This is a genomic window from Aquihabitans sp. McL0605, from assembly GCF_049993875.1.
Classification (GTDB): Bacteria; Actinomycetota; Acidimicrobiia; order Acidimicrobiales; family Iamiaceae; genus Aquihabitans.
This window is the reverse complement of the sequence record NZ_CP188252.1, coordinates 4,096,570-4,114,604: the sequence shown is the minus strand read 5'-3', so window position 1 is coordinate 4,114,604 and position 18,035 is coordinate 4,096,570. Positions and strand designations below refer to the sequence as shown.

24 protein-coding genes and 1 tRNA gene are annotated in these 18,035 nt (G+C 68.1%); 13 read left to right on the top strand and 12 right to left on the bottom strand.

Going from position 1 to position 18,035, the window contains the following annotated elements:
- Positions 1 to 14 precede the first annotated feature (14 nt).
- From ACPPVX_RS19050 to ACPPVX_RS19030, 5 genes are all read right to left on the bottom strand, one after another.
- A complete protein-coding gene (locus tag ACPPVX_RS19050; RefSeq protein ID WP_426572161.1) occupies positions 15 to 524 on the bottom strand; it encodes a nucleotidyltransferase domain-containing protein in 510 nt (169 codons plus the stop codon).
- A gap of 46 nt (positions 525 to 570) precedes the next feature.
- Positions 571 to 1,851 (bottom strand): ATP-dependent Clp protease ATP-binding subunit ClpX, encoded by a 1,281-nt coding sequence (gene clpX / locus ACPPVX_RS19045; RefSeq protein ID WP_426572160.1) that lies wholly within the window; start codon positions 1,849 to 1,851, stop codon positions 571 to 573.
- Positions 1,852 to 1,873: 22 nt separating this feature from the next.
- Positions 1,874 to 2,506, bottom strand: a complete 633-nt coding sequence (locus ACPPVX_RS19040) for an ATP-dependent Clp protease proteolytic subunit (protein WP_426575055.1) — start codon at positions 2,504 to 2,506, stop codon at positions 1,874 to 1,876.
- Between the two features lie 62 nt (positions 2,507 to 2,568).
- Positions 2,569 to 3,945, bottom strand: a complete 1,377-nt coding sequence (gene tig, locus ACPPVX_RS19035) for a trigger factor (RefSeq protein WP_426572159.1) — start codon at positions 3,943 to 3,945, stop codon at positions 2,569 to 2,571.
- A gap of 75 nt (positions 3,946 to 4,020) precedes the next feature.
- On the bottom strand, positions 4,021 to 4,353 hold the full coding sequence (locus ACPPVX_RS19030; protein WP_426572158.1) for a cupin domain-containing protein: 333 nt from the start codon (positions 4,351 to 4,353) through the stop codon (positions 4,021 to 4,023).
- A 104-nt stretch (positions 4,354 to 4,457) separates the two neighbouring features.
- Between ACPPVX_RS19030 and ACPPVX_RS19025 the strand changes: the two genes are divergently transcribed.
- The 5 genes from ACPPVX_RS19025 to ACPPVX_RS19005 all read left to right on the top strand — a co-directional run bounded on the left by ACPPVX_RS19025 (position 4,458) and on the right by ACPPVX_RS19005 (position 8,170).
- Positions 4,458 to 5,003, top strand: coding sequence for a MauE/DoxX family redox-associated membrane protein (locus ACPPVX_RS19025; RefSeq protein WP_426572157.1), 546 nt, complete (start codon positions 4,458 to 4,460; stop codon positions 5,001 to 5,003).
- A complete protein-coding gene (locus ACPPVX_RS19020) occupies positions 5,000 to 5,848 on the top strand; it encodes a hypothetical protein (protein WP_426572156.1) in 849 nt (282 codons plus the stop codon). Before ACPPVX_RS19025 ends, ACPPVX_RS19020 begins: the two co-directional genes overlap by 4 nt.
- Positions 5,849 to 5,903: 55 nt before the next feature.
- Entirely contained in the window at positions 5,904 to 6,389 is a 486-nt protein-coding gene (locus tag ACPPVX_RS19015) for a hypothetical protein (protein WP_426572155.1), read from the top strand.
- A complete protein-coding gene (locus ACPPVX_RS19010) occupies positions 6,386 to 8,038 on the top strand; it encodes an LGFP repeat-containing protein (RefSeq protein ID WP_426572154.1) in 1,653 nt (550 codons plus the stop codon). The genes ACPPVX_RS19015 and ACPPVX_RS19010 overlap by 4 nt, the downstream gene beginning before the upstream one ends.
- A 58-nt stretch (positions 8,039 to 8,096) precedes the next feature.
- Positions 8,097 to 8,170, top strand: a tRNA-Gly gene (locus tag ACPPVX_RS19005).
- A 72-nt stretch (positions 8,171 to 8,242) separates the two neighbouring features.
- Here ACPPVX_RS19005 and ACPPVX_RS19000 read toward each other — a convergent pair.
- Both ACPPVX_RS19000 and ACPPVX_RS18995 read right to left on the bottom strand, forming a co-directional pair.
- Entirely contained in the window at positions 8,243 to 9,373 is a 1,131-nt protein-coding gene (locus ACPPVX_RS19000) for a tyrosine-type recombinase/integrase (RefSeq protein WP_426572153.1), read from the bottom strand.
- Positions 9,373 to 9,867, bottom strand: a complete 495-nt coding sequence (locus ACPPVX_RS18995; RefSeq protein ID WP_426572152.1) for a hypothetical protein — start codon at positions 9,865 to 9,867, stop codon at positions 9,373 to 9,375. The genes ACPPVX_RS19000 and ACPPVX_RS18995 overlap by 1 nt, the downstream gene beginning before the upstream one ends.
- Positions 9,868 to 9,936: 69 nt before the next feature.
- Between ACPPVX_RS18995 and ACPPVX_RS18990 the strand changes: the two genes are divergently transcribed.
- The 5 genes from ACPPVX_RS18990 to ACPPVX_RS18970 all read left to right on the top strand — a co-directional run bounded on the left by ACPPVX_RS18990 (position 9,937) and on the right by ACPPVX_RS18970 (position 12,873).
- Positions 9,937 to 10,113, top strand: coding sequence for a helix-turn-helix domain-containing protein (locus ACPPVX_RS18990; RefSeq protein WP_426572151.1), 177 nt, complete (start codon positions 9,937 to 9,939; stop codon positions 10,111 to 10,113).
- 301 nt (positions 10,114 to 10,414) lie between these two features.
- Positions 10,415 to 11,620, top strand: a complete 1,206-nt coding sequence (locus ACPPVX_RS18985) for an AAA family ATPase (protein WP_426572150.1) — start codon at positions 10,415 to 10,417, stop codon at positions 11,618 to 11,620.
- Between the two features lie 218 nt (positions 11,621 to 11,838).
- On the top strand, positions 11,839 to 12,084 hold the full coding sequence (locus tag ACPPVX_RS18980) for a hypothetical protein (RefSeq protein ID WP_426572149.1): 246 nt from the start codon (positions 11,839 to 11,841) through the stop codon (positions 12,082 to 12,084).
- Positions 12,081 to 12,593 carry a hypothetical protein gene (locus ACPPVX_RS18975; protein WP_426572148.1) on the top strand — a complete coding sequence of 171 codons (513 nt, stop codon included), beginning with the start codon at positions 12,081 to 12,083 and terminating at the stop codon, positions 12,591 to 12,593. The genes ACPPVX_RS18980 and ACPPVX_RS18975 overlap by 4 nt, the downstream gene beginning before the upstream one ends.
- Positions 12,586 to 12,873 (top strand): HNH endonuclease, encoded by a 288-nt coding sequence (locus ACPPVX_RS18970; protein ID WP_426572147.1) that lies wholly within the window; start codon positions 12,586 to 12,588, stop codon positions 12,871 to 12,873. Before ACPPVX_RS18975 ends, ACPPVX_RS18970 begins: the two co-directional genes overlap by 8 nt.
- A gap of 20 nt (positions 12,874 to 12,893) precedes the next feature.
- Here ACPPVX_RS18970 and ACPPVX_RS18965 read toward each other — a convergent pair whose 3' ends face one another.
- From ACPPVX_RS18965 to ACPPVX_RS18955, 3 genes are all read right to left on the bottom strand, one after another.
- Complete coding sequence (locus ACPPVX_RS18965; RefSeq protein ID WP_426572146.1) at positions 12,894 to 13,277, bottom strand: hypothetical protein; 384 nt, start codon at positions 13,275 to 13,277, stop codon at positions 12,894 to 12,896.
- Complete coding sequence (locus tag ACPPVX_RS18960; RefSeq protein WP_426572145.1) at positions 13,267 to 13,800, bottom strand: hypothetical protein; 534 nt, start codon at positions 13,798 to 13,800, stop codon at positions 13,267 to 13,269. The genes ACPPVX_RS18965 and ACPPVX_RS18960 overlap by 11 nt, the downstream gene beginning before the upstream one ends.
- A gap of 192 nt (positions 13,801 to 13,992) precedes the next feature.
- Positions 13,993 to 14,397 carry a hypothetical protein gene (locus ACPPVX_RS18955; RefSeq protein ID WP_426572144.1) on the bottom strand — a complete coding sequence of 135 codons (405 nt, stop codon included), beginning with the start codon at positions 14,395 to 14,397 and terminating at the stop codon, positions 13,993 to 13,995.
- 258 nt (positions 14,398 to 14,655) lie between these two features.
- Between ACPPVX_RS18955 and ACPPVX_RS18950 the strand changes: the two genes are divergently transcribed.
- A complete protein-coding gene (locus ACPPVX_RS18950) occupies positions 14,656 to 15,183 on the top strand; it encodes a hypothetical protein (RefSeq protein WP_426572143.1) in 528 nt (175 codons plus the stop codon).
- Here ACPPVX_RS18950 and ACPPVX_RS18945 read toward each other — a convergent pair.
- The gene (locus tag ACPPVX_RS18945; RefSeq protein WP_426572142.1) at positions 15,172 to 15,342 is read right to left on the bottom strand and encodes a hypothetical protein; all 171 of its coding nucleotides are present in this window, start codon (positions 15,340 to 15,342) and stop codon (positions 15,172 to 15,174) included. The genes ACPPVX_RS18950 and ACPPVX_RS18945 overlap by 12 nt on opposite strands.
- 187 nt (positions 15,343 to 15,529) lie before the next feature.
- On the opposite strand from ACPPVX_RS18945, the gene ACPPVX_RS18940 reads away from it, so the two are divergent.
- A complete protein-coding gene (locus ACPPVX_RS18940; protein WP_426572141.1) occupies positions 15,530 to 16,252 on the top strand; it encodes a hypothetical protein in 723 nt (240 codons plus the stop codon).
- A 91-nt stretch (positions 16,253 to 16,343) separates the two neighbouring features.
- Here ACPPVX_RS18940 and ACPPVX_RS18935 read toward each other — a convergent pair whose 3' ends face one another.
- Positions 16,344 to 17,150 carry a hypothetical protein gene (locus ACPPVX_RS18935; protein ID WP_426572140.1) on the bottom strand — a complete coding sequence of 269 codons (807 nt, stop codon included), beginning with the start codon at positions 17,148 to 17,150 and terminating at the stop codon, positions 16,344 to 16,346.
- Positions 17,151 to 17,649: 499 nt separating this feature from the next.
- On the opposite strand from ACPPVX_RS18935, the gene ACPPVX_RS18930 reads away from it, so the two are divergent.
- Complete coding sequence (locus tag ACPPVX_RS18930; protein ID WP_426572139.1) at positions 17,650 to 18,033, top strand: TraR/DksA family transcriptional regulator; 384 nt, start codon at positions 17,650 to 17,652, stop codon at positions 18,031 to 18,033.
- Positions 18,034 to 18,035 lie beyond the last annotated feature (2 nt).

Below are 18,035 nucleotides of genomic sequence, written 5' to 3'. Positions count from 1 at the left end.
GGTGCCGCCGGCGATCAGCGCAGGGATTCGGGCAGCGGGACGTCGAAGCGCTCGCGCAGCAGGCCCACGTCCCACCGGTCGACGTCCTCGGTCTCGTACCCGAGGTGGTGCAGCACCTGCGTCTCGGGTCCGAGGCACGCGACCTTCTGGCCGCCGATCCAGCCGTAGGTGAAGCACTCGGCCGGGTAGTCGGGCTCGCCGCGCCCCACGGCCCGGTTGAGGTTCCAGCGATCGCCGTAGCGGTCGGCGGCGGCGAAGCACAGGTCCACCGCCCGCTCGCGGCCGTCCATGAACGAGTAGCGGCCGGGGGCATCGTCGAAGATCTGCTCGAAGCCGACCGCACGGAGCGAGGCGCGGGCATCCTCGGCGCGAGGGGCGTCGACCACGAGATCGAGGTCGCCGTGGTCCCGGTTCTGGTGGCCGAGGAGAGCGTCGATGCCCCAACCCCCTTCGACCCACACCCCGATCTCGGCCCGCTCGAACATCGCGATGATGTCGAGGACGTCGCGCGCTTCCATTCCCATCAGGTGAACGGTCGGCTCGTCCGCCCCGATTGTTAGGACGAGCAGGTCAGCTGGCGGCGCGGCGCGGCCGCGGGGCCCGAGCGGTGCTCTGTCGGGGCACCAGCGTGGGGTTGACCTTGTCGAGCACGACGTCGGCGTCGATGACGCAGCGCTCGACGTCGGTGCGGCTCGGCAGGTCGTACATCACGTTCAGGAGCACCTCTTCGAGGATGGCTCGCAGCCCACGGGCACCGGTGGCCCGCAAGATGGCCTGGTCGGCGACGGCCTGCAGCGCATCGTCGGTGAACTCCAGCTCGACGTTCTCGAGCTCGAAGAACTTCTGGTACTGCTTCACCAGGGCATTGCGGGGCTCGACGAGGATCTTCACCAGGGCGGCCTGATCGAGCTGGTCGACCACGCCGATCACGGGCAGACGGCCGATGAACTCGGGGATCAGCCCGAACTTGGTGAGGTCTTCCGGCATGATCTGCTGGAGCAGGTTGCCGAGGTCCTTGTCTTCGACGCGGCGGATGTCGGCACCGAAGCCCACGCCCTTGGCGCCGGCGCGCTGCTCGATGATCTTCTCGATGCCGGCGAACGCACCGCCGCAGATGAAGAGGATGTTGGTGGTGTCGATCTGGATGAACTCTTGGTGCGGGTGCTTGCGCCCGCCCTGCGGCGGCACCGAGGCGGTGGTGCCCTCGAGGATCTTCAGCAGGGCCTGCTGCACGCCCTCGCCCGAGACGTCTCGGGTGATCGACGGGTTCTCGGCCTTGCGGGCCACCTTGTCGATCTCGTCGATGTAGATGATCCCGGTCTCGGCCTTCTTGACGTCGTAGTCGGCGGCCTGGATCAGCTTCAGCAGGATGTTCTCGACGTCTTCGCCCACGTAGCCGGCCTCGGTGAGGGCGGTGGCGTCGGCGATGGCGAACGGCACGTTGAGCATGCGGGCCAGCGTCTGGGCCAGGAACGTCTTGCCGCAGCCCGTGGGGCCGATCAGCAAGATGTTGGACTTGGCCAGCTCGACGTCGTCGGCGTGGGTGGACGCCGCGCCGATCTGCACCCGCTTGTAGTGGTTGTAGACCGCGACCGACAGGATCCGCTTCGCCAGGTCCTGGCCGACGATGTAGTCGTTCAGGAACTCGAAGATCTCACGAGGCTTGGGCAGCTCGTCGAACTGGAGCTCCGAGGTCTCGGAGAGCTCCTCCTCGATGATCTCGTTGCAGAGGTCGATGCACTCGTCGCAGATGTAGACCCCTGGGCCCGCGATGAGCTTCTTGACCTGCTTCTGGGACTTGCCGCAGAAGGAGCACTTCAGCAGTTCCCCGCCGTCTCCGAACTTGGCCACGATCCGTTCCCCTTGCGATCGGTCAGGAAGCGGCCGTGATCGGGCCGCTCTTGTCGGCGAACTCCCGTGCGGAGATCACCTCATCGATGATGCCGTATTCCTTTGCCTCCGCGGCGGACAGGACGAAATCCCTGTCTGTGTCACGGTTCAGCTTCTCCTTCGGCTGCCCGGTGTGATCCGCAAGGATGTCTTCGAGCAGATCGCGCATCCGCAGGATCTCCTTGGCCTGGATCTCGATGTCGGTCGCCTGGCCCCCGCCGCTGGCGTACGGCTGGTGGAGCAGGACCCGGGCGTGGGGCAGCGCCAGGCGCTTGCCCTTGGTGCCCGCCGCCAGCAGCACGGCCGCCGCCGAGGCGGCCTGACCGAAGCAGATGGTGGTGATGTCGGGCTTCACGTACTGCATCGTGTCGTAGATCGCGAACAGCGCCGTGATGTCTCCACCGGGGCTGTTGATGTAGACGTTGATGTCCTTGTCGGGGTTCTCCGACTCGAGGTGCAGCAGCTGGGCGCACAGCAGGTTGGCGATCGTGTCGTCGATCGGCGTGCCCAGGAAGATGATGTGCTCCTTGAGGAGCTTGGAGTAGAGGTCGAACGCCCGCTCGCCACGGTTGGTCTGCTCGACCACCGTGGGGACGAGGTAGTTCTGGCCCCGCAGGCCGGTGTGCAGGCTGTGCACCGCCAGCCGCTCGGCCAGTTCGTCGTGGGCGGGGGGTTTGGTCACTCGTCCTCCGTGGTGGCCTCGGGCGCTTCTGCCTCGGGGCCGTCGTCTTCACTGGGCTCGGGTGCAACCACGAGGCTGTCCCGATCGATGGTGTTGCCGCCCTCATCGACCAGCTCGACGTGCTCGGTGAGCCATTCGAGAGCCTTGCGGGTACGCAGATCGGAGCGTACCGCCGAGACCTGCCCGTTGCGTTCGAGTTGCTTGCGAACCTGCGCCGTCTTCTGGCCGACGCGCTCGGCGACGGCGGCGTACTCGTCTTCCAGCTCGTCGTCGCTGACCTCGAGGCCCTCGGCGACGGCCACGGCCCGCAGGGCCAGGTCGACCTTGACGCCCTGAGCAGCGGACTCGCGGAGCTCGCCCACGAACGCTTCTTGGTCCTGGCCGGTCTGCGCGAGGTACTGCTCGATGCCGACGCCCTGGGCCTGGAGCCGCATGGCGAGGTCTTCGAGGCGCTGCTGCATCTCCTGGCTCACGAGCGCCTCGGGCACCTCGTCGGTGACCAGGTCGGCGAGCGCTTCGGCGGTCTTCTGCTGCACGGCCATGGAGGCCTGCACCTTCTTGACCATCCCGAAGCGCGTCTCGAGGTCGGCGCGCAGCTCGTCGATGGTCTCGAACTCCGACGCCTCGGCGGCGAAGGCATCGTCGGCCTCGGGGAGGACCTTCTCCTTGATGGCCTTCACGACCACCTTGAAGTCGACCGGGTCCTCGTCGGGCAGCGGGTGGTCGGCGGTGAACTCGACCACGTCGTCGACCTTGGCGCCAACGAGCTTCTCGTCGAGCTCGGGGACGATGGTGGCGCTGCCGACCTCGTAGAGGTAGTCGTCGGCGGTGAGGCCGTCGATGGCCTCGCCCTCGCGGGAGCCGGCGATGTCGATCGTCACGTTGTCGCCCGTCTGGGCGGGACGCTCGACGGACTCGAGCTCGGCGAAGCTCTCCCGCAGGCGGTCGATGCGGTCATCGATCTCGCTCGGGTCGACGTCGGGCGACGGGATGGTCACGCGCAGCGAGTCGTACCCGCCGACGGTGATCTCGGGGCGGATCTCGACCACGGCGTCGAACGCGACGTCGCCGCCCTCTTGCCCGGCGGTGATGTCGAACTCGGGCTGGGCGATGACGTCGACGTCGTGCTCCTCGACCGCTTCGAGGTAGTACTTCGGCACCGCCTGCTCGAACGCCTCGCCGCGGGCGGCCTCGAGCCCGATGCGGGCCTCGAGCACCTTGCGGGGCGCCTTGCCGGGCCGGAAGCCGGGCAGCCGGACCTCTCGGGCGATGCGCTTGAACGCAGCATCGATGTCGGCTTCGAACTCTGCCTCATCGACGGCGATGGACAGCTTGACCTTGTTGCCCTCTTGGGGCTCGAGCGTTGACTTCATGAGGGGACCGAGTGTACCGGGGGCAGGTGACCCGCCCCGAATGGAGGTGCGGCGGGGTGTCCAGGCGCTGATCCGTCAGGCTCGGGACACGTAGACCTTGCGGAGCGGCTCGTGGACCGTCCACGCGGTCGCCGTGCCCTCGGCAAGGGTGACGACGTCGCCGGGACCGATCTCGATCGGCGGCGCCCCATCGGCGGCGATGGTCGCTCGGCCCGAGAGGACGACGAAGACCTCATCGGCCTCGACATCGGTGCTGGTGCCGACCGAGTGCTCCCAGATGCCCACCTCCAACCCGGGCGGCGCGGGCAGGTCGATCGAGCCGGTGACGGGAGCTCCCTCCACGACCTGGCTCGGGTCGAGCGGCTCGGTGGGGAGCTCGGCGTCGGTGGCGTTGGTGCAGGTGATCACGACGCGATGCTCGCGCTCGGGCGACCGGAACGGCGGCGGGCACGACCGCCTCCCGCAGCGCTGCCCTTCGCAGGGCCGAGCGTGGAGCCGGTACGGTCGGATCGATGTCTCCGTTCGCCGGCCTCGTGTACGCCGCCGCCCTGCTGCTCGGCGCGGCGGGGGTCGGCAAGGCCCTCCGGCCGGCCGCCACCAGGGTCGCGCTGCGGTCCGCAGGACTTCCCGGCACCGCGCTCGCCGCCCGAGGGCTCGGGGTCGCCGAGATCGCCATCGCCCTGGCGGCGATCCTCGTCGGCGGGCCGGTCGCGACGGGTCTCGTCGCCGTCAGCTACCTCGGGTTCGCCGGGTTCGCCCGGCGGCTCGACACCAAGACCCGGGGATCGGCGCCCTGCGGCTGCTTCGGGGCCAGCTCGGCCCCGGTCGGGACGCTGCACGTCGTGCTCGACCTGGTCATCGCCGTCGGCGTGGGGGTCGCCGCCCTCGACGCGCCGGGCCCGATCTGGTCGGCCGCGGCCGACACGCCCTGGTCGGGGCTCCCGTTCCTCGGGCTGGTCGCGCTGCTCACCTGGCTGCTCTACGTCGCCCTGACCACGCTGCCGGAGACCCTCGCCGCCGCCAAGGCGCCCTCCCCCACCGTTGGAGCTCCCGCATGACCGCCGTCGTCGTCCTCCTCGGTCTGGTGGTGGCCGTGCTGGCGCTGCTGGTCGTCGGGCTCCTGCGCAGCCACGCCGAGATCCTCAAGCGCCTCCACCAGCTGGGCGCCGGGCTCGACCCGGACCAGCCGGGCCAGCCCGCCAGCCCCGCACCTACCCCGGTCCTGTCCCGCGACGACTTCCAGGTGATGCCCCAGATGCCCGCACCGCCCGCCCGCGAAGCGTTCGGGGGCGCCGCCGACCTGGTGGGCGTGAGCCCGGGCGGCAACGAGGCGCTGTCGGTCCGCATCCAGGGCGTGGAGCACGACACCATCGTCGCCTTCCTCTCCAGCGGCTGCATCACCTGCCAGAAGTTCTGGGACGCGTTCGCCAAGCCCCGCAAGCTCAAGCTGCCCGACGGCACCCGCCTCGTCGTCGTGACCAAGGGCGTCGACGGCGAGAGCCCGTCATCGGTGGCATCGCTCGCCCCGTCCGGCTTCCCCACGGTGATGAGCACGCAGGCGTTCACCGACTACGACGTGCCCGGCTCGCCGTACTTCGTCTACGTGCACGGTCCCTCGGGCCGGGTGCGCGGCGAGGGCACCGGGCCCGACTGGGACCAGGTGTCGTCGCTGCTGTCGCAGGCCACCGTCGATGCCGGCCTGGCCACATCGCTCGCCGGCCAGCAGGTGGCCAAGCCCGATGCCGACGCCGCCCGCGAGGCCCGCATCGACCGCGAGCTGTTCGAGGCCGGCGTCCGCCCCGGCGACCCCACCCTCTACGACGCCGGCAGCGTGCCTCCGGCCCCTGCCGACGAGCCCCACGATCACGACCACGACCACGATCACGATCACGGCCACCAGTGACCGTTCGGGCCGGTGGACTTGAGAACCCTGGCGCGTTCGCGATGATGGGGGCCTCATGAGACTCCAGGCGCACGGGATCGAGACGGACCTTCCCCCGGGTTGGGAGGGCCGGATCGGGCTCCGCACCCAACCGTCAGCTGCATCCAGCTCCCGGGCGCTGGGCGATCCGGGCGAGACCACCAACCCCATCGTCCACCTCGCCAACTTCGCCCTGCCCGAGCAGCGCGGCGACTTCGGGTCGGGGGCCGTCGACCTCATGGGCACCGACGACGTGCTCGTGGTGCTGTTCGAGTACGGCCCCGAGTGCGCCGACACCGAGCTGTTCAAGCGCAAGGGGATGCCCACCAAGCTGACCCCGTCGATGTTCTCCAGCGCCGCCCTCCAACGGACCATCCAGGGCCAGGCCGGCTGCCAGGTCTTCTTCACCCAGGCCGGCCGCGCCTTCTGCTGCTACACGGTCCTGGGCCGCCAGTCGTCCGCGCTGCGCACCCTGCCCCAGGCCAACGCCGCTCTCACCGGAACGAGGATCCTCCCCCGATGACCGTCGCGCTCCCCCGCCGATCCTCCCGCCGCCCCGACGCGCTCGACGCCCCAGTGGTTGAAGACCTCACCCACGAGGGCATCCACCGCGACACCGCCAACCCCGACCCGCTGGCCACCGCCACGTTCTCCCAGCGCCTCGTCCACCGGGCGAGCGGGCTGTTCAGCAAGGGCACCACCCGGCGCTCGTTCCTCACCCGCACCGCGGTCCTGGGCTCGGCCCTCGCCGTGGGCCCGATCGACTTCATCCTCAAGCCGGGCACCGCCTACGCCTACACCTGCGGCGTGTGCTCCGACGGCTGGACCGCGTTCTGCTGCACGATCAACAGCGGCAAGAACTCCTGCCCGCCCAACAGCTTCGTGGCCGGCTGGTGGAAGGCCGACAACGCGGCCTACTGCTGCGGCGCCGCCCGCTACATCATCGACTGCAACGCCACCTGCCCCACCCAGTGCTCGTGCCGCTGCGCCGGCGGCAGCTGCGACGGTCGCCGCACCTGCTGCAACCAGTTCCGCTACGGCCAGTGCCACACCGAGATCGCCTGCTACGGCCCGGTCGTGTGCCGCGTGGCCACCTGCACCCCGCCCTGGCAGTACGACAAGAGCTGCACCACCTCGAGCGCCACCGACAACAACACCGTCAACCACGGGGCCCCGTGCATCGGCACCGACTGCGGCACGCCGATCGACAAGAAGTACAAGGCCCTCGGCGGCGCCTCCGGCTTCCTCGGCGCAGTCACGACGCCCGAGCAGGCCAACTCCGACGGCCGGGGCCGGGTGGCCCGCTACAAGGGCGGCAACATCTACTGGACGTCCACCACCGGCGCCCACGAGGTGCACGGCGCCATCCTCACCGAGTTCGGCAAGCAGGCCAGCGTCAACGGCATCTTGAAGTACCCCACCTCCGACACGCTCACGTCGGGCGACAAGAAGAGCCGCTACTCCAACTTCGAGAACGGGCGGATCTACTACCGCTCCGGCATCGGCACGTTCACGGTGCCGGCGCCGTTCTTCAAGAAGCACGAGTCGCTCAAGGGGATCTACGGCGTCCTCGGCTACCCCACGGCCAACGTCCGCACCTCGAGCGACAAGCTGAGCCGCTACCAGAACTACGCCAGCGGCCGGATCTACTCGAAGGACGGCAGCGTGGTCGAGGTCCACGGCGCCGTGTTCACGCTCCACGAGAAGCTCGGCGGCGTCCACGGCGTGCTCGGCTACCCCCTCGGCGACCTCGTGGCCCAGCCCGACAAGCGGGGCAAGGCCCAGTGGTTCGGTGGCGGGTTCATCTGGTACACGCCCACCACCGGCGCCCACGCCCTGTGGGGCAAGGTCAACGACCGCTACCTCGCCAACGGGAACGCCGCGGGCTACCTCAAGTACCCCACCTCCGACCGGCAGGACGTCGGCGACGGCCGGGGCACCTACGCCACGTTCGAGCACGGCAACATCTACGCCAGCGACACCACCGACGGCTTCGAGGTGCACGGTGCCATCCTCACCGCCTACCTCAACACCTACGGCGGGCCCACCGGCAGCCTCGGGTACCCCACGTCGGAGTTCGATCCGGCCGGCACCGCGGGCGGTCGGTTCCAGCACTTCGAGAACGGGACGCTCCGCTACTACAGCGGCGGCTCGGTGGTCCTCGTCCCCTGATCCGGGGCCAGAAGCGGTTGCGATCACGTCGGCATCGACCGGTACGGTGATGCCTCCCGCGGGTGTAGCTCAATGGCAGAGCCTCAGATTTCCAATCTGATGACGAGGGTTCGATTCCCTTCACCCGCTCCACTTCCATCGCCGCAGGTCAGACCCCACGGCGAGCCCCGATTACGGCGGTAGTTCCGAGGGCCGAACGGTGGCCTATCGCGCGTCCATCGCGCGTTCGCCTTCGGGCGGCGCCGTGATGACCCGATCGACAAGCTCAGCGAGGGCTACTGCCCGATCGTGTGTGGCGTGCTGGTACCGCATAGCGGCAGCCGACGAGGCGTGCCCGGCCTGAGCCTGCAACTCGGCGATCGTGGCGCCTGTCGCAGCGAAGAGGGTCATCGCCGAGTGCCGCAGGTCGTGGAAGCGGAGGGTCGGGTGCCCCGCCGCCGTCCGAGCCCTCGTCCACTCCTGGTTCCACCGGTAGCGGCGCAGCGGCCCGCCCTGAGCCCCGGTGAAGAGCAGCGAGTCGGAACCGGCATCCGGCATCTGCTCAAGGTGCTGGCGCAGTTCCTTCGCCACGGCGGCAGGCAGCACGAGCGCGCGCCTGCCGCGCTTTGACTTCGGCTCGGCGAAGACCTGGGACCCGCTCCGGCCGATCTCCTGCAATTGCCGCTCGACGGTCACCGTGCCGTGAAGAAGATCGACGTGGCGCACCGCCAGGCCGAGCACTTCGCCGAGACGGAGCCCGCAGAACCCGGCGAGCAAGACCATGCACCGCCACCGAGGGTCCACTTCGTCGGCGAGCGCCCACACCTCGGCGGGACCGACGACCGAGCGCTCTTCGTGGTGCTCCTGCCCGGCGCCGTTGATCTGGCACGGGTTGGTCACGATCAGCCCATCGGCAACGGCCGTGTTCAGGATCGCCCGCAGCACCCGGTACGACTTCGCCACCGTGCCCGGTCCGACGTGACGAAGGCGGTCGGCCCGCCATGAGCGGACCGTCGCTACGTCGAGCCGGGAGAGCTGCACCCGGCCCAACTCGGGCAGCAGGTGCAGACGGAGGATGCCCCGGTACATGTCGACCGTGCTCGCTCGAAGCTCGGGCTTCCCGTCGAGCCACCGCTCGGAGTAGTCGGCGAGGGTCACCCGGCCCGCCTTCGGGTCCACGAGCCCCCCACGTGCGCGCTGAGCGAGCACGGTCGCCTGGAACTCACGAGCCGCCGTGATGGTGGTCGTCGTCTTCGTACGGCTCTTGCCGGACGGGAGCCGGTACCGAACGTCGAACCGCTCAGCGCCGCTCGCCAGCACCCGCCGCTCAATCCCGGCGTACTTCGTGCGTGCCACTAGAGACCCCCCAACTCGCGCTCGGCACGGGAGCCGAGCTGTCGTACATATGCCCGCTTGAGATCGAGACGCTCGGCGGCGTACTCGTCCCAGGCGACTCCCTGCGCTTGCGCCTCGGCCTTGAGCCGAAGGATCTCGCGCAAGCGATCCTCTGAGACTCGTTGTCGACCACGGCGCTCCTTCTGTCGGGCCTCGTGGACCTCCCTAGGCGACCTCGCGCCGTCGGCGGTCCGCGCCGCATCTTCCAACGCACCCTCCGCGATCCGGCCCCACGGAAGGCGCTGCACCTCGACAGGGCTCATGGGTCGGTGCATGTCGAGCTTCACGGAGGTGAACCGTGGTCGCCGGTCAACCACCTCGACGCCTACGAGCACGTCCACGAGCGGCGAGTCATCGGGCGCGTAGCGGAATGCGAACTGGATCGGACCGTTCGGCACCAGGAAGGTCCGGTCCTTCGACGTGGCTACGACCTCATTACAAAGAATCTCGTCCATAGGTGCAAGCTAACACGTCCGACGTGTATGTATGTACTACCTCGTACTCGCCAACGTGCAGGAGCACTTGTGGACCGACTCGCCTACCCCATCACCGACGCCGCCGAACGGATCGGCGTAGGTCGCACGACCCTCTACGGCCTGATCGAATCCGGCGACCTTGAGTCGGTCACCATCGGCCGTCGCCGCCTCGTGACCGAAGACGCGCTGCGCGCGTTCCTCGCTCGCCGGGCGCAGGCGGCGTGACGCCGCAGCCGAACGACCATCCCGTAGAGACCCGAACCGCCGATAGGTCGGCGAAGGGCAGGGCCGAGCCAGAGCGGCGCATGCTCTCCCGGCCCTGCAGGCGGGCATGGTCGCCGATGCAGGCCGTCGCCGCAGCGCACGGGCTCAGCCTCCGTGACCTTGCCCACCTGACGGGCTATGAGCGCGCCCCGATCCGCCGGGTGTCACGGGGCGCCTGCGCTCCGTGGCCCGAGCTTCGCCGCCGCCTGACCGATCTGTTCGGGTTCGACCCGTACGCCGACAGCGACTCGGGAGAAGGAACGTGACCTTGCCGCCGCTTCCCCGGAACCTCGTCGCCGATCTACTCGCCGAGGAACCGAACGCTTCTCGGTTCGTGGCCGATCTGGAGCGCGCCGCGGGGTTCCCCTTTGTGGACGACCTCGGAACCTTCCTCCGGCCCGTGTCGCACCAACTTCGGCGGGGGGCCGAGATCGAGGCCCTGGGAAACCCGTCGTACTCGATTGCGGCCTACCTGATTCGTGAATGCGACGAGCAGTTCGTGTCCGACCTGATGGCCGCCTTGGAGCAACGGCAGGCCGAGATCTTCGCGGTGGCCGATCGCCTCAGCGCCTCCCGGCTCACATTCGACGCTGACTTCTGGGCGCCGAGCGACGACGAGCACCCGTGGCTCGTGGAGCCGCTTCTAGTCCGAGGCCGTGGGCACCTTCTCTACGCCCCCGCAAAGGCGGGCAAGTCCCTCTTCGCCCTCTACGTGGCCGCGAGCCTCGCCGCAGGGCGAGCCGTGCTCGGTCGCCCCGCTGGCCCGCCCACGCCGGTGCTCTACATCGACAGCGAGATGACAGAGGAGGACGTTCGGACTCGGCTTCGAGCAATGGGATTCGGCCAGGGCGATGACCTGTCGCTGTTCGACTACCACTCGCTGCCCGACCTTCCGCCCCTCGATACGCCGAGGGGCGGAACCGACGTGCTCAGTCTCGCGCTGTTGCGCGAAGCGGCTCTCGTCGTCATCGACACGATCGGGAAGATGCTCGGTGGCGATGAGAACGCCAACGACACGGCGCAGAACTTCGCGATCCACACCGCCACGGCCCTGAAGCGGGCCGGGATCGCCCTCTGGCGCATCGACCACTCCGGCAAGAACGGCGACCGCGGAGCCCGAGGCGCCTCGGCCAAGAACGACGACCCCGACGTGGTGTGGAGCCTCACGGCCGGAGAGGGGCGTCTGACGCTCACGAACACCCACTCTCGGATTCCGTGGGCGCCTGATCGCCTGGCGCTGCGAAGCGAGCGCAACCCGATCCGGTACACCCCCGAGAACTCGGCGGACGACCGGCCCACCGCCGCGGCGGCCGCCACTCTCGATCGCCTGGGGGTGCCCCCGACCTACGGGAAGGACCGCGCTCGCCCCGTGCTCACGGCGGCCGGGGTGTCGATGAGCAACGAGCGGCTACTGGCGGCGCAGACCTTCCGACGAACACGCGCGGCTGAACAAGGAGGCCACGAATGAACGGTCCTGACCAACTGCGGACCGGTCCTGAGTCGAACCGGTCCGCCCCGCTTGCGGACCGGTCACGCCCGATGACCGATATCCCAGCCATGAGCAGGGGTTCTTGGGGTGCGGACGGGTCTGCGGACCGATGCGGACCGCCCGATCCCCGATCGGTCCGGACCTCCTCCCCCCTTAGGGGGAGGTCCGGCCGGGACCGGAGCCATGAGTGGGCCGGGGTGCTCGACGAGTTGCGCTACCGCCTCTCGGCTGAACGGCGTCACAACCGGCGCCACTTCTTCGCCCGGCTCGTCGCTCTCGACCGGATCGCCGACCTCGGCTGCGACTGCCCGAAGCCCTTCCCGATCCTGACCCTCGCCGAAGGCCGGCGGGCGAAGCCGGTCTACCTCCACGCCCACCTGCCGTCGTGCCCCGTGCTCGACGGCCACGAATGCCAACCAGCCATCAAAGGAGAAACCCCATGACCCACAACCGACCCAACCCGGCCGCCCTCCCGTTGGAGCACCCGTTCCAGGTGATCCTGCGCTGGGCGTCGCTCGGCAATCAGCCGACGAAGGCGCAGCTTCAGGCCGCTCTCAATCGCGACGACGTGCCCGAAGGGGTCGACCTGCGGCGTTTCCACGCCCGGCTCGCCGCCGCTTGCTCGAAGCTCGCCACGACGTATGCCCCAACGCCGAACCGACGGAACTTCAACGACGCCCGCAGGCTCGCCGATGATTACGCCGCGCGCTTCGGCGCCGAGATGACCGACGCTGAAGCCGCGGTCGAGGGCCTGGGCGGCGAGAGCGAGACGTGCAGGACATCGCCGCCCGCATGTTCACGTGAGCGCCCCATGAACGCCACGGGACCGGGCGTGAAGGTCAACCCTGCCGAGCGCGCGTGTCGCCCGGCTAGGGAGCGATGCGGACGAGGTTCGAGCCATGCGCCGATGACCTCGCAGCGCCCGGCCCCGAACGGCACCCGTCATGGGTGACCGAATTCCCGGCCACGTCGATTCGACCGCTTGGCGGCGAGCCCGCCGGGCGGCGATTCGACAGGCCAACGGGTACTGCCAAATTTGTTGGCACCCGCTCGTGCCGGAGGCTCGGGCGCAAACCGCGTGGGCTACTGAGGTCGATCACATCGTGGAGCTGTCAAAGGGCGGCGCCCCCTTTGACTTAGACAACCTGCGCGCCGTGCATCGTGGCTGCCACATTCAACGCCATCGCGTGGGCGAGCCGCCTCCTCAGATCAAGCGATCGAGCGCGCTCTAGGAAAACATGAGCGTTGCTACTCAAAGATCATCCAAGATGCCCTTTGCCACCTGCTCGCCACCGCCGCCGCTCGCAAGAATCGCGGTGTACAAAGACTTCGCCAGCGTCTGCAGGTCCGAGAGTTCGTCAACTTTGGGCTCGTGCGGCAAGGTGCCGTAGTGGCCCCCCATGCGATCAATGAGGCTGGGCAGAGTGTCCATCTGAACGCCCTCTCCATCTAGGACGTCCACACCGACGCCGAACAGCGCGGACTGAAGCCCGCGACCGAGACCGCGAACGATCACGGTCCCCGACGGGCGGTTCAGCACCGCACGGCCCGCAGAATCCATCTGCCACTTGGCTCGGCCCTCAACGGTGGCAGTTTCGAGCCCGGTGAGGAACTCAGCCCATGCGTCACTCTGCATTGTATTCTCGCAGTTCTATGGTCGTCTTAAGCATGGCGGCAATTGTCATAAACTCCACAAGTGATGCTTGCAGCATCACAGTTGATTGCTTCACCGGGTATCCATTGTCGAGATTCTCCGTGCCGTGCTGGCACCATTCGCCAACAACTTTCATTCGGTCCATGAAGGTGTCCATCTGCTCAAATTCAGGTGGAGCGTCGACCAATGCGACTAGCCCGCCAATCTGTCCTGACGTAACTGGCCAACGGCGGATGACGGATCGCGCTAGGAGATCGTCTCCATGCAGGCGAGCGTCTTCTAGGTCGTGCAAGAGCGCCCCGGTGCCGTCGAGACGGTTTGCCAAGGTGTTCAGGTTCGACTGCAGACGTTGTGACGACGCCGCCTCCTTCGCCGCCTTCCTCGCCGACTTCGCAAACAATGCAGCGATCGCCGACACGAGGACGCCAACGATCCCGAGGGCGAAGTCCCATGCGCCGAGGTCCCAGTCCCCGATCGCCCTGAACTCGCTAATGAGCCCGCTCATCAAGCAATCATGCCCGACGTCTAAGCGGGTGGGCGCCACCGGGTGCCGCCTCACAGCCGCCAGGGGCGCCTTAGGGGAGTTTTCCTCGCCTAGGCCGAGGGAGGCGAGCGTGGGCGGGGGAGGGAGTCCCCCCCACGTCGAGGAGGCCCCTCAGGCGGGATCGACGCTCTGGACACCGTTGGTGCGCTGGAGCTATTGGTAAGCGAAGGGGGTGATCTGCGCGGCCATCGACGCTGCGAGCCTCGTGATCTCCCCGGTGAGCTGCGGCCTCGGGTCAACACTGAGATCAATCTGTGTCCCCGGAGCGACGAGCAGCGGCAGTAGAACCGTTGCGTCGGGCCGCTGGGTCACGCGCACGATCGCATCGGCACACTCAGCTCCGATCCGGCGCTGGGCTGCGGCGCCAACGAACTGGTCGGGATAGGAGCGGGACGCCTCCGTTAGCCACCCGCGCACCGTGATGATGAGCCTTTGCACGGCTGGGTCAATCCCACCATCGGGGATCTTGCGTCCGGCGGTCCTCCAGGCCAGCAGGGCGAACGCCTCGGGGGACGTTGACTCGGGGAGCTTGAACGCGATGGCCTCGTGGTAGTTCACGCCTACCAGCCTCCCACCGACGGGTGACACTTGAGCAGGACCGGTCGCCGCCCCGTGATCAAGCCAATGCCGCTAGTTGTCCACCGGGTCGGGGCCGGCCGCTCGTCGGAGCCGGTCAAGCTGCTCCGGCGTCCATTCCTCGAGGGGCGGCACCTCGCAGTCAGGGCAGTCCTCCGCCCCTACGCCGCGCTCGCATTCGTCAATCGGCGCAGCTTGCCATCCCGAGAGTAGGACTGCGTGGGCACCTACTCTCCTCGCGTGTTCGCTCAGCAGATCGTCAACAACCTCCCGGACTCGCCATGGTGGGAGGCGTTCATACCTGCCCTCCTTGGTTTCGTGGGCGTGATCGTCGGCGGCGGCATCACCTACCTCGCTACAACGACCGCGGCGGACAAGACGTTCGAGCGCGAGGAAGCGGCACGAGCTGCCGACAGGCGGAGAGACCTCCTTGATCTCGTACAGACCACCCTCCTCGCAGTCGTGCAGTACGAAACCATCCTGGAGACTCTGCGCCAAGTCCACTCGCGAGAGATCCACGACGGGACGGCATGGCAACCCACGGTGGAACACATCGCCGAGATCAACCTCCTCCAGATCGAGGCGATGCGGCACGCCTACAAGCTGGAGGACGCCGAGCTTCGGGGATGGATCCGGACTGCGCTGAAGTCGCTTACCGCGGTTGTCCAGGCACCCAAGTATGAGGCCGGACGGCAGATCCGGCGAGATGAGGCACGAGAACTAGTCGGGCTCGTCAACCAGCGGATCGGCTGCCTCCTAACCGAGTAGATCAATCAGCGAGTCGATCCGCTCCCACAGCTTAGGCAGAGCCTCCCGCTGAGCCTCGACCGCCGCCGGGTCGGCTCGCATGATCTCGTCCCGCACGGCCATCGCTGCGCCGGTGAGCTTGGCGGTGCGGATGCGGGCGGGGTCGTTGCGGGGGGCCATGGCTCGATCATGCCGAGGCGGGCTGACAACGGCGGCTACCGTCCGGTGGCTCGATCTGTTTTCGACGATGGTGGGTGGCCTCGTGACAATCAGCCAGGTTGCTCCAACGTCCACGACGGCTCCGGGCGCAACAACATCTTCGACCACATCTACCAGTACGACGACGAGCACTTCCGGGCCGCAAAGCGTGGTGATCGAGGTTCCGAAGGGTGTCGACCTCCACCAAAACGCTCCGGGGTTCTCGCCTGCCCTTTGGATCCCTGCGGCTGTGGCCGTCGCTGTGGTCATCATCGGTTCTATTGCCAACTACTTCATTGCTAGGGGCGGATGGAAGCGTCAGTCCGACCAGTTGACGGCGCAGGCGAAGATGCAGGAAGCGGCTGCTGCGGCAGCCTGGAAGCGCGACCGTCGATTTGAGGTCTACTCGGATGCCTTGAAGCTGATGGGCGCACCGTACGTTCGGATTGCAACGTCGCTGAAGGTGGCATCCGAGGGGAGGACGGTTCCCCCGTCCGTCGTGGCCTCCCTTGAGGAGTACCGGGTAGAGGCAGTCTCGGCGATGGTCGCGGCGTATGCGCTTGGGGACGATGACGTTGGGGAATCTCTCCAGGCGTGGGTGGTGCTCATAACAACAGCGGTGAACGCTCATCTAGGGGCCACGACGAGCGACTATCCGGACAGCGTCCGTGCGGATTGTCTGGATGGTGCAAAGCGCGTTCGCCTGGCGCGGCGCAAGACCGTGGGGTCCGTCCAGGCGTCGCTGAGTCGGGTCGAGGACCTCCCACCCACGATCGACTGGAACGATGTTCCGCTCGAGGACGACGACCTCCTCGCCGAGGCACCACCTTCTGACTCGGTGGCTGCGCCCGATGCGGCCGCTCCACCGGCCGAGGCGGTAATCGAACCCTGATTTCTAGGCGTCCTCGTGGTGCACCGTGCTTGGTTGACATCGGCCATGGATGACATCTTGCGCCTGCTGTCCGACTGCGCAGATCGTGCACCTAGTCCGTACCGAGCACCCCATGGACGTCCTCGCTTGAGGGGGGCAAGGGGCCGTCGATGGTCTCGATTGCCTGGTCGCATTCGACAACGACTGCCAGGCGAGCCGTGCTGACTTTGGCCTCGGTTTCCGGAGGTTGTGCGGCCACCGTTCCGGCGTAGGTCGCTCCGAAGGTGATCGCTCCAACCATGACGTAGTCCGCAGTCTTGCGGATGGCCCGGACGATCAGCGAGGCGGACTCCTTGTCGACCTCCGGTTTCGACAGCTCCCGGATGAGCGCGGCATTCAGGTCTCGCACCTGGTCGAGCGCCGCCTTTAGGCCACGCACCTCGATCTGCGCCTCGGTCAGATCGCCCTTCGCCTGCTCGACCTGGTCGGCGTAGTCGTTGAGAAGCTGGACGAGGTCGTCGTTCTCCGTGACGAGCAGGTTGACCTTCTTGTGAAGGGCCTCGATGGCACCTCGGGACCTCATCTCGGAGACCAGAGGGCGTGACTCCAGGCTCCTCAGCCATGCGATGAGCCGGTCTTGGGTGCTCTTGTGGCCCGTGTCTAAGAAGGTCACCTCCGGAGGCGACAGGACTCCCTCAAGGGTCGAAATGGCCTCCGTGGGAGCCATGATCGCGATGCGGTAGTCCGTACCGCGAGCCGCCAGAGCGAGGTTGAGAACGCCTTCGTCGGGCGTGTCGCTGGCAAACATGATGTGGGCGTCCCGGACTCCGACGCCCTCGTCGAGAGGTTCCCAACCTGCGGCAACGACAACCTCTCGTACCCACCCGTATAGGCCGCTCGGACCACGGTCGATCAACACCCGATAGCGTCCGTGAGGCATTGGCGCAACGTAGCCCGACGGGGGAGGCGCGACCGTCCGTGGGCGACGCACCCGCGTCGCGAACCTTCTACGGCGAGAACGCCGTGTTCGTACTGGACCGACGGTGCGCCAGGTCCATCGCGCGTTCATCGCGCGTATGGCCCTGTTCGCCGATGTTCGGCGTTGAGCGACCACCCGGCCTGACCTGCCGCTGCGATGCGGCCACGTGCGCAGGTGTTCGACTGAATCGAATTTCCAATCTGATGACGGGGGTTCGATTCCCCTCACCCGCTCCACTCGAGCACGGAGCACGGCGGCGGCACCTCGGCGGTCCGCCGCCGGGTCGTAGGCCTCGGGGAGGTGCGACGAGCCCCCTCGGTCTGGTGCTGCGTCCGGCCGGGTACCTGGCCACCATGGCCAACAGCCCGACCGTCGGCTGCAGCGGCGACCGGGCGCTCGTCGTCGACGTGGAGCCCGGCGCCACGGCCGAGGCTGTGTCGTGAAGGACCACCTGCCATCGGAACCGCTCTCCACGGAACAGGCGGAGCTGCTGTCGCAGCTGATCGCGGCGGAGCGGTCACGGCTGCAGACCCAGGTCGATGGGCTGCGCCGGACCTTCGACGAGCTCGTGGCCGCGGCCGACCTGGAGCCGCCCGACGACGAGCACGATCCCGACGGCACGACCGCCTACGAACGAGCCCAGGTCACCTCGCTCCGTGCGTCGTCGGATCGCACGATCGCGCAGCTCGACGATGCCCTGCTCCGGCTCCACCAGGGCCGCTACGGCCGCTGCGTCCGCTGCGGGGCACCGGTCCCGTTCGACCGGCTCGTGGCCGTGCTCGGCACGGACCGGTGCGTCCGGTGCGCCGCCGGCCGAGCGTGACG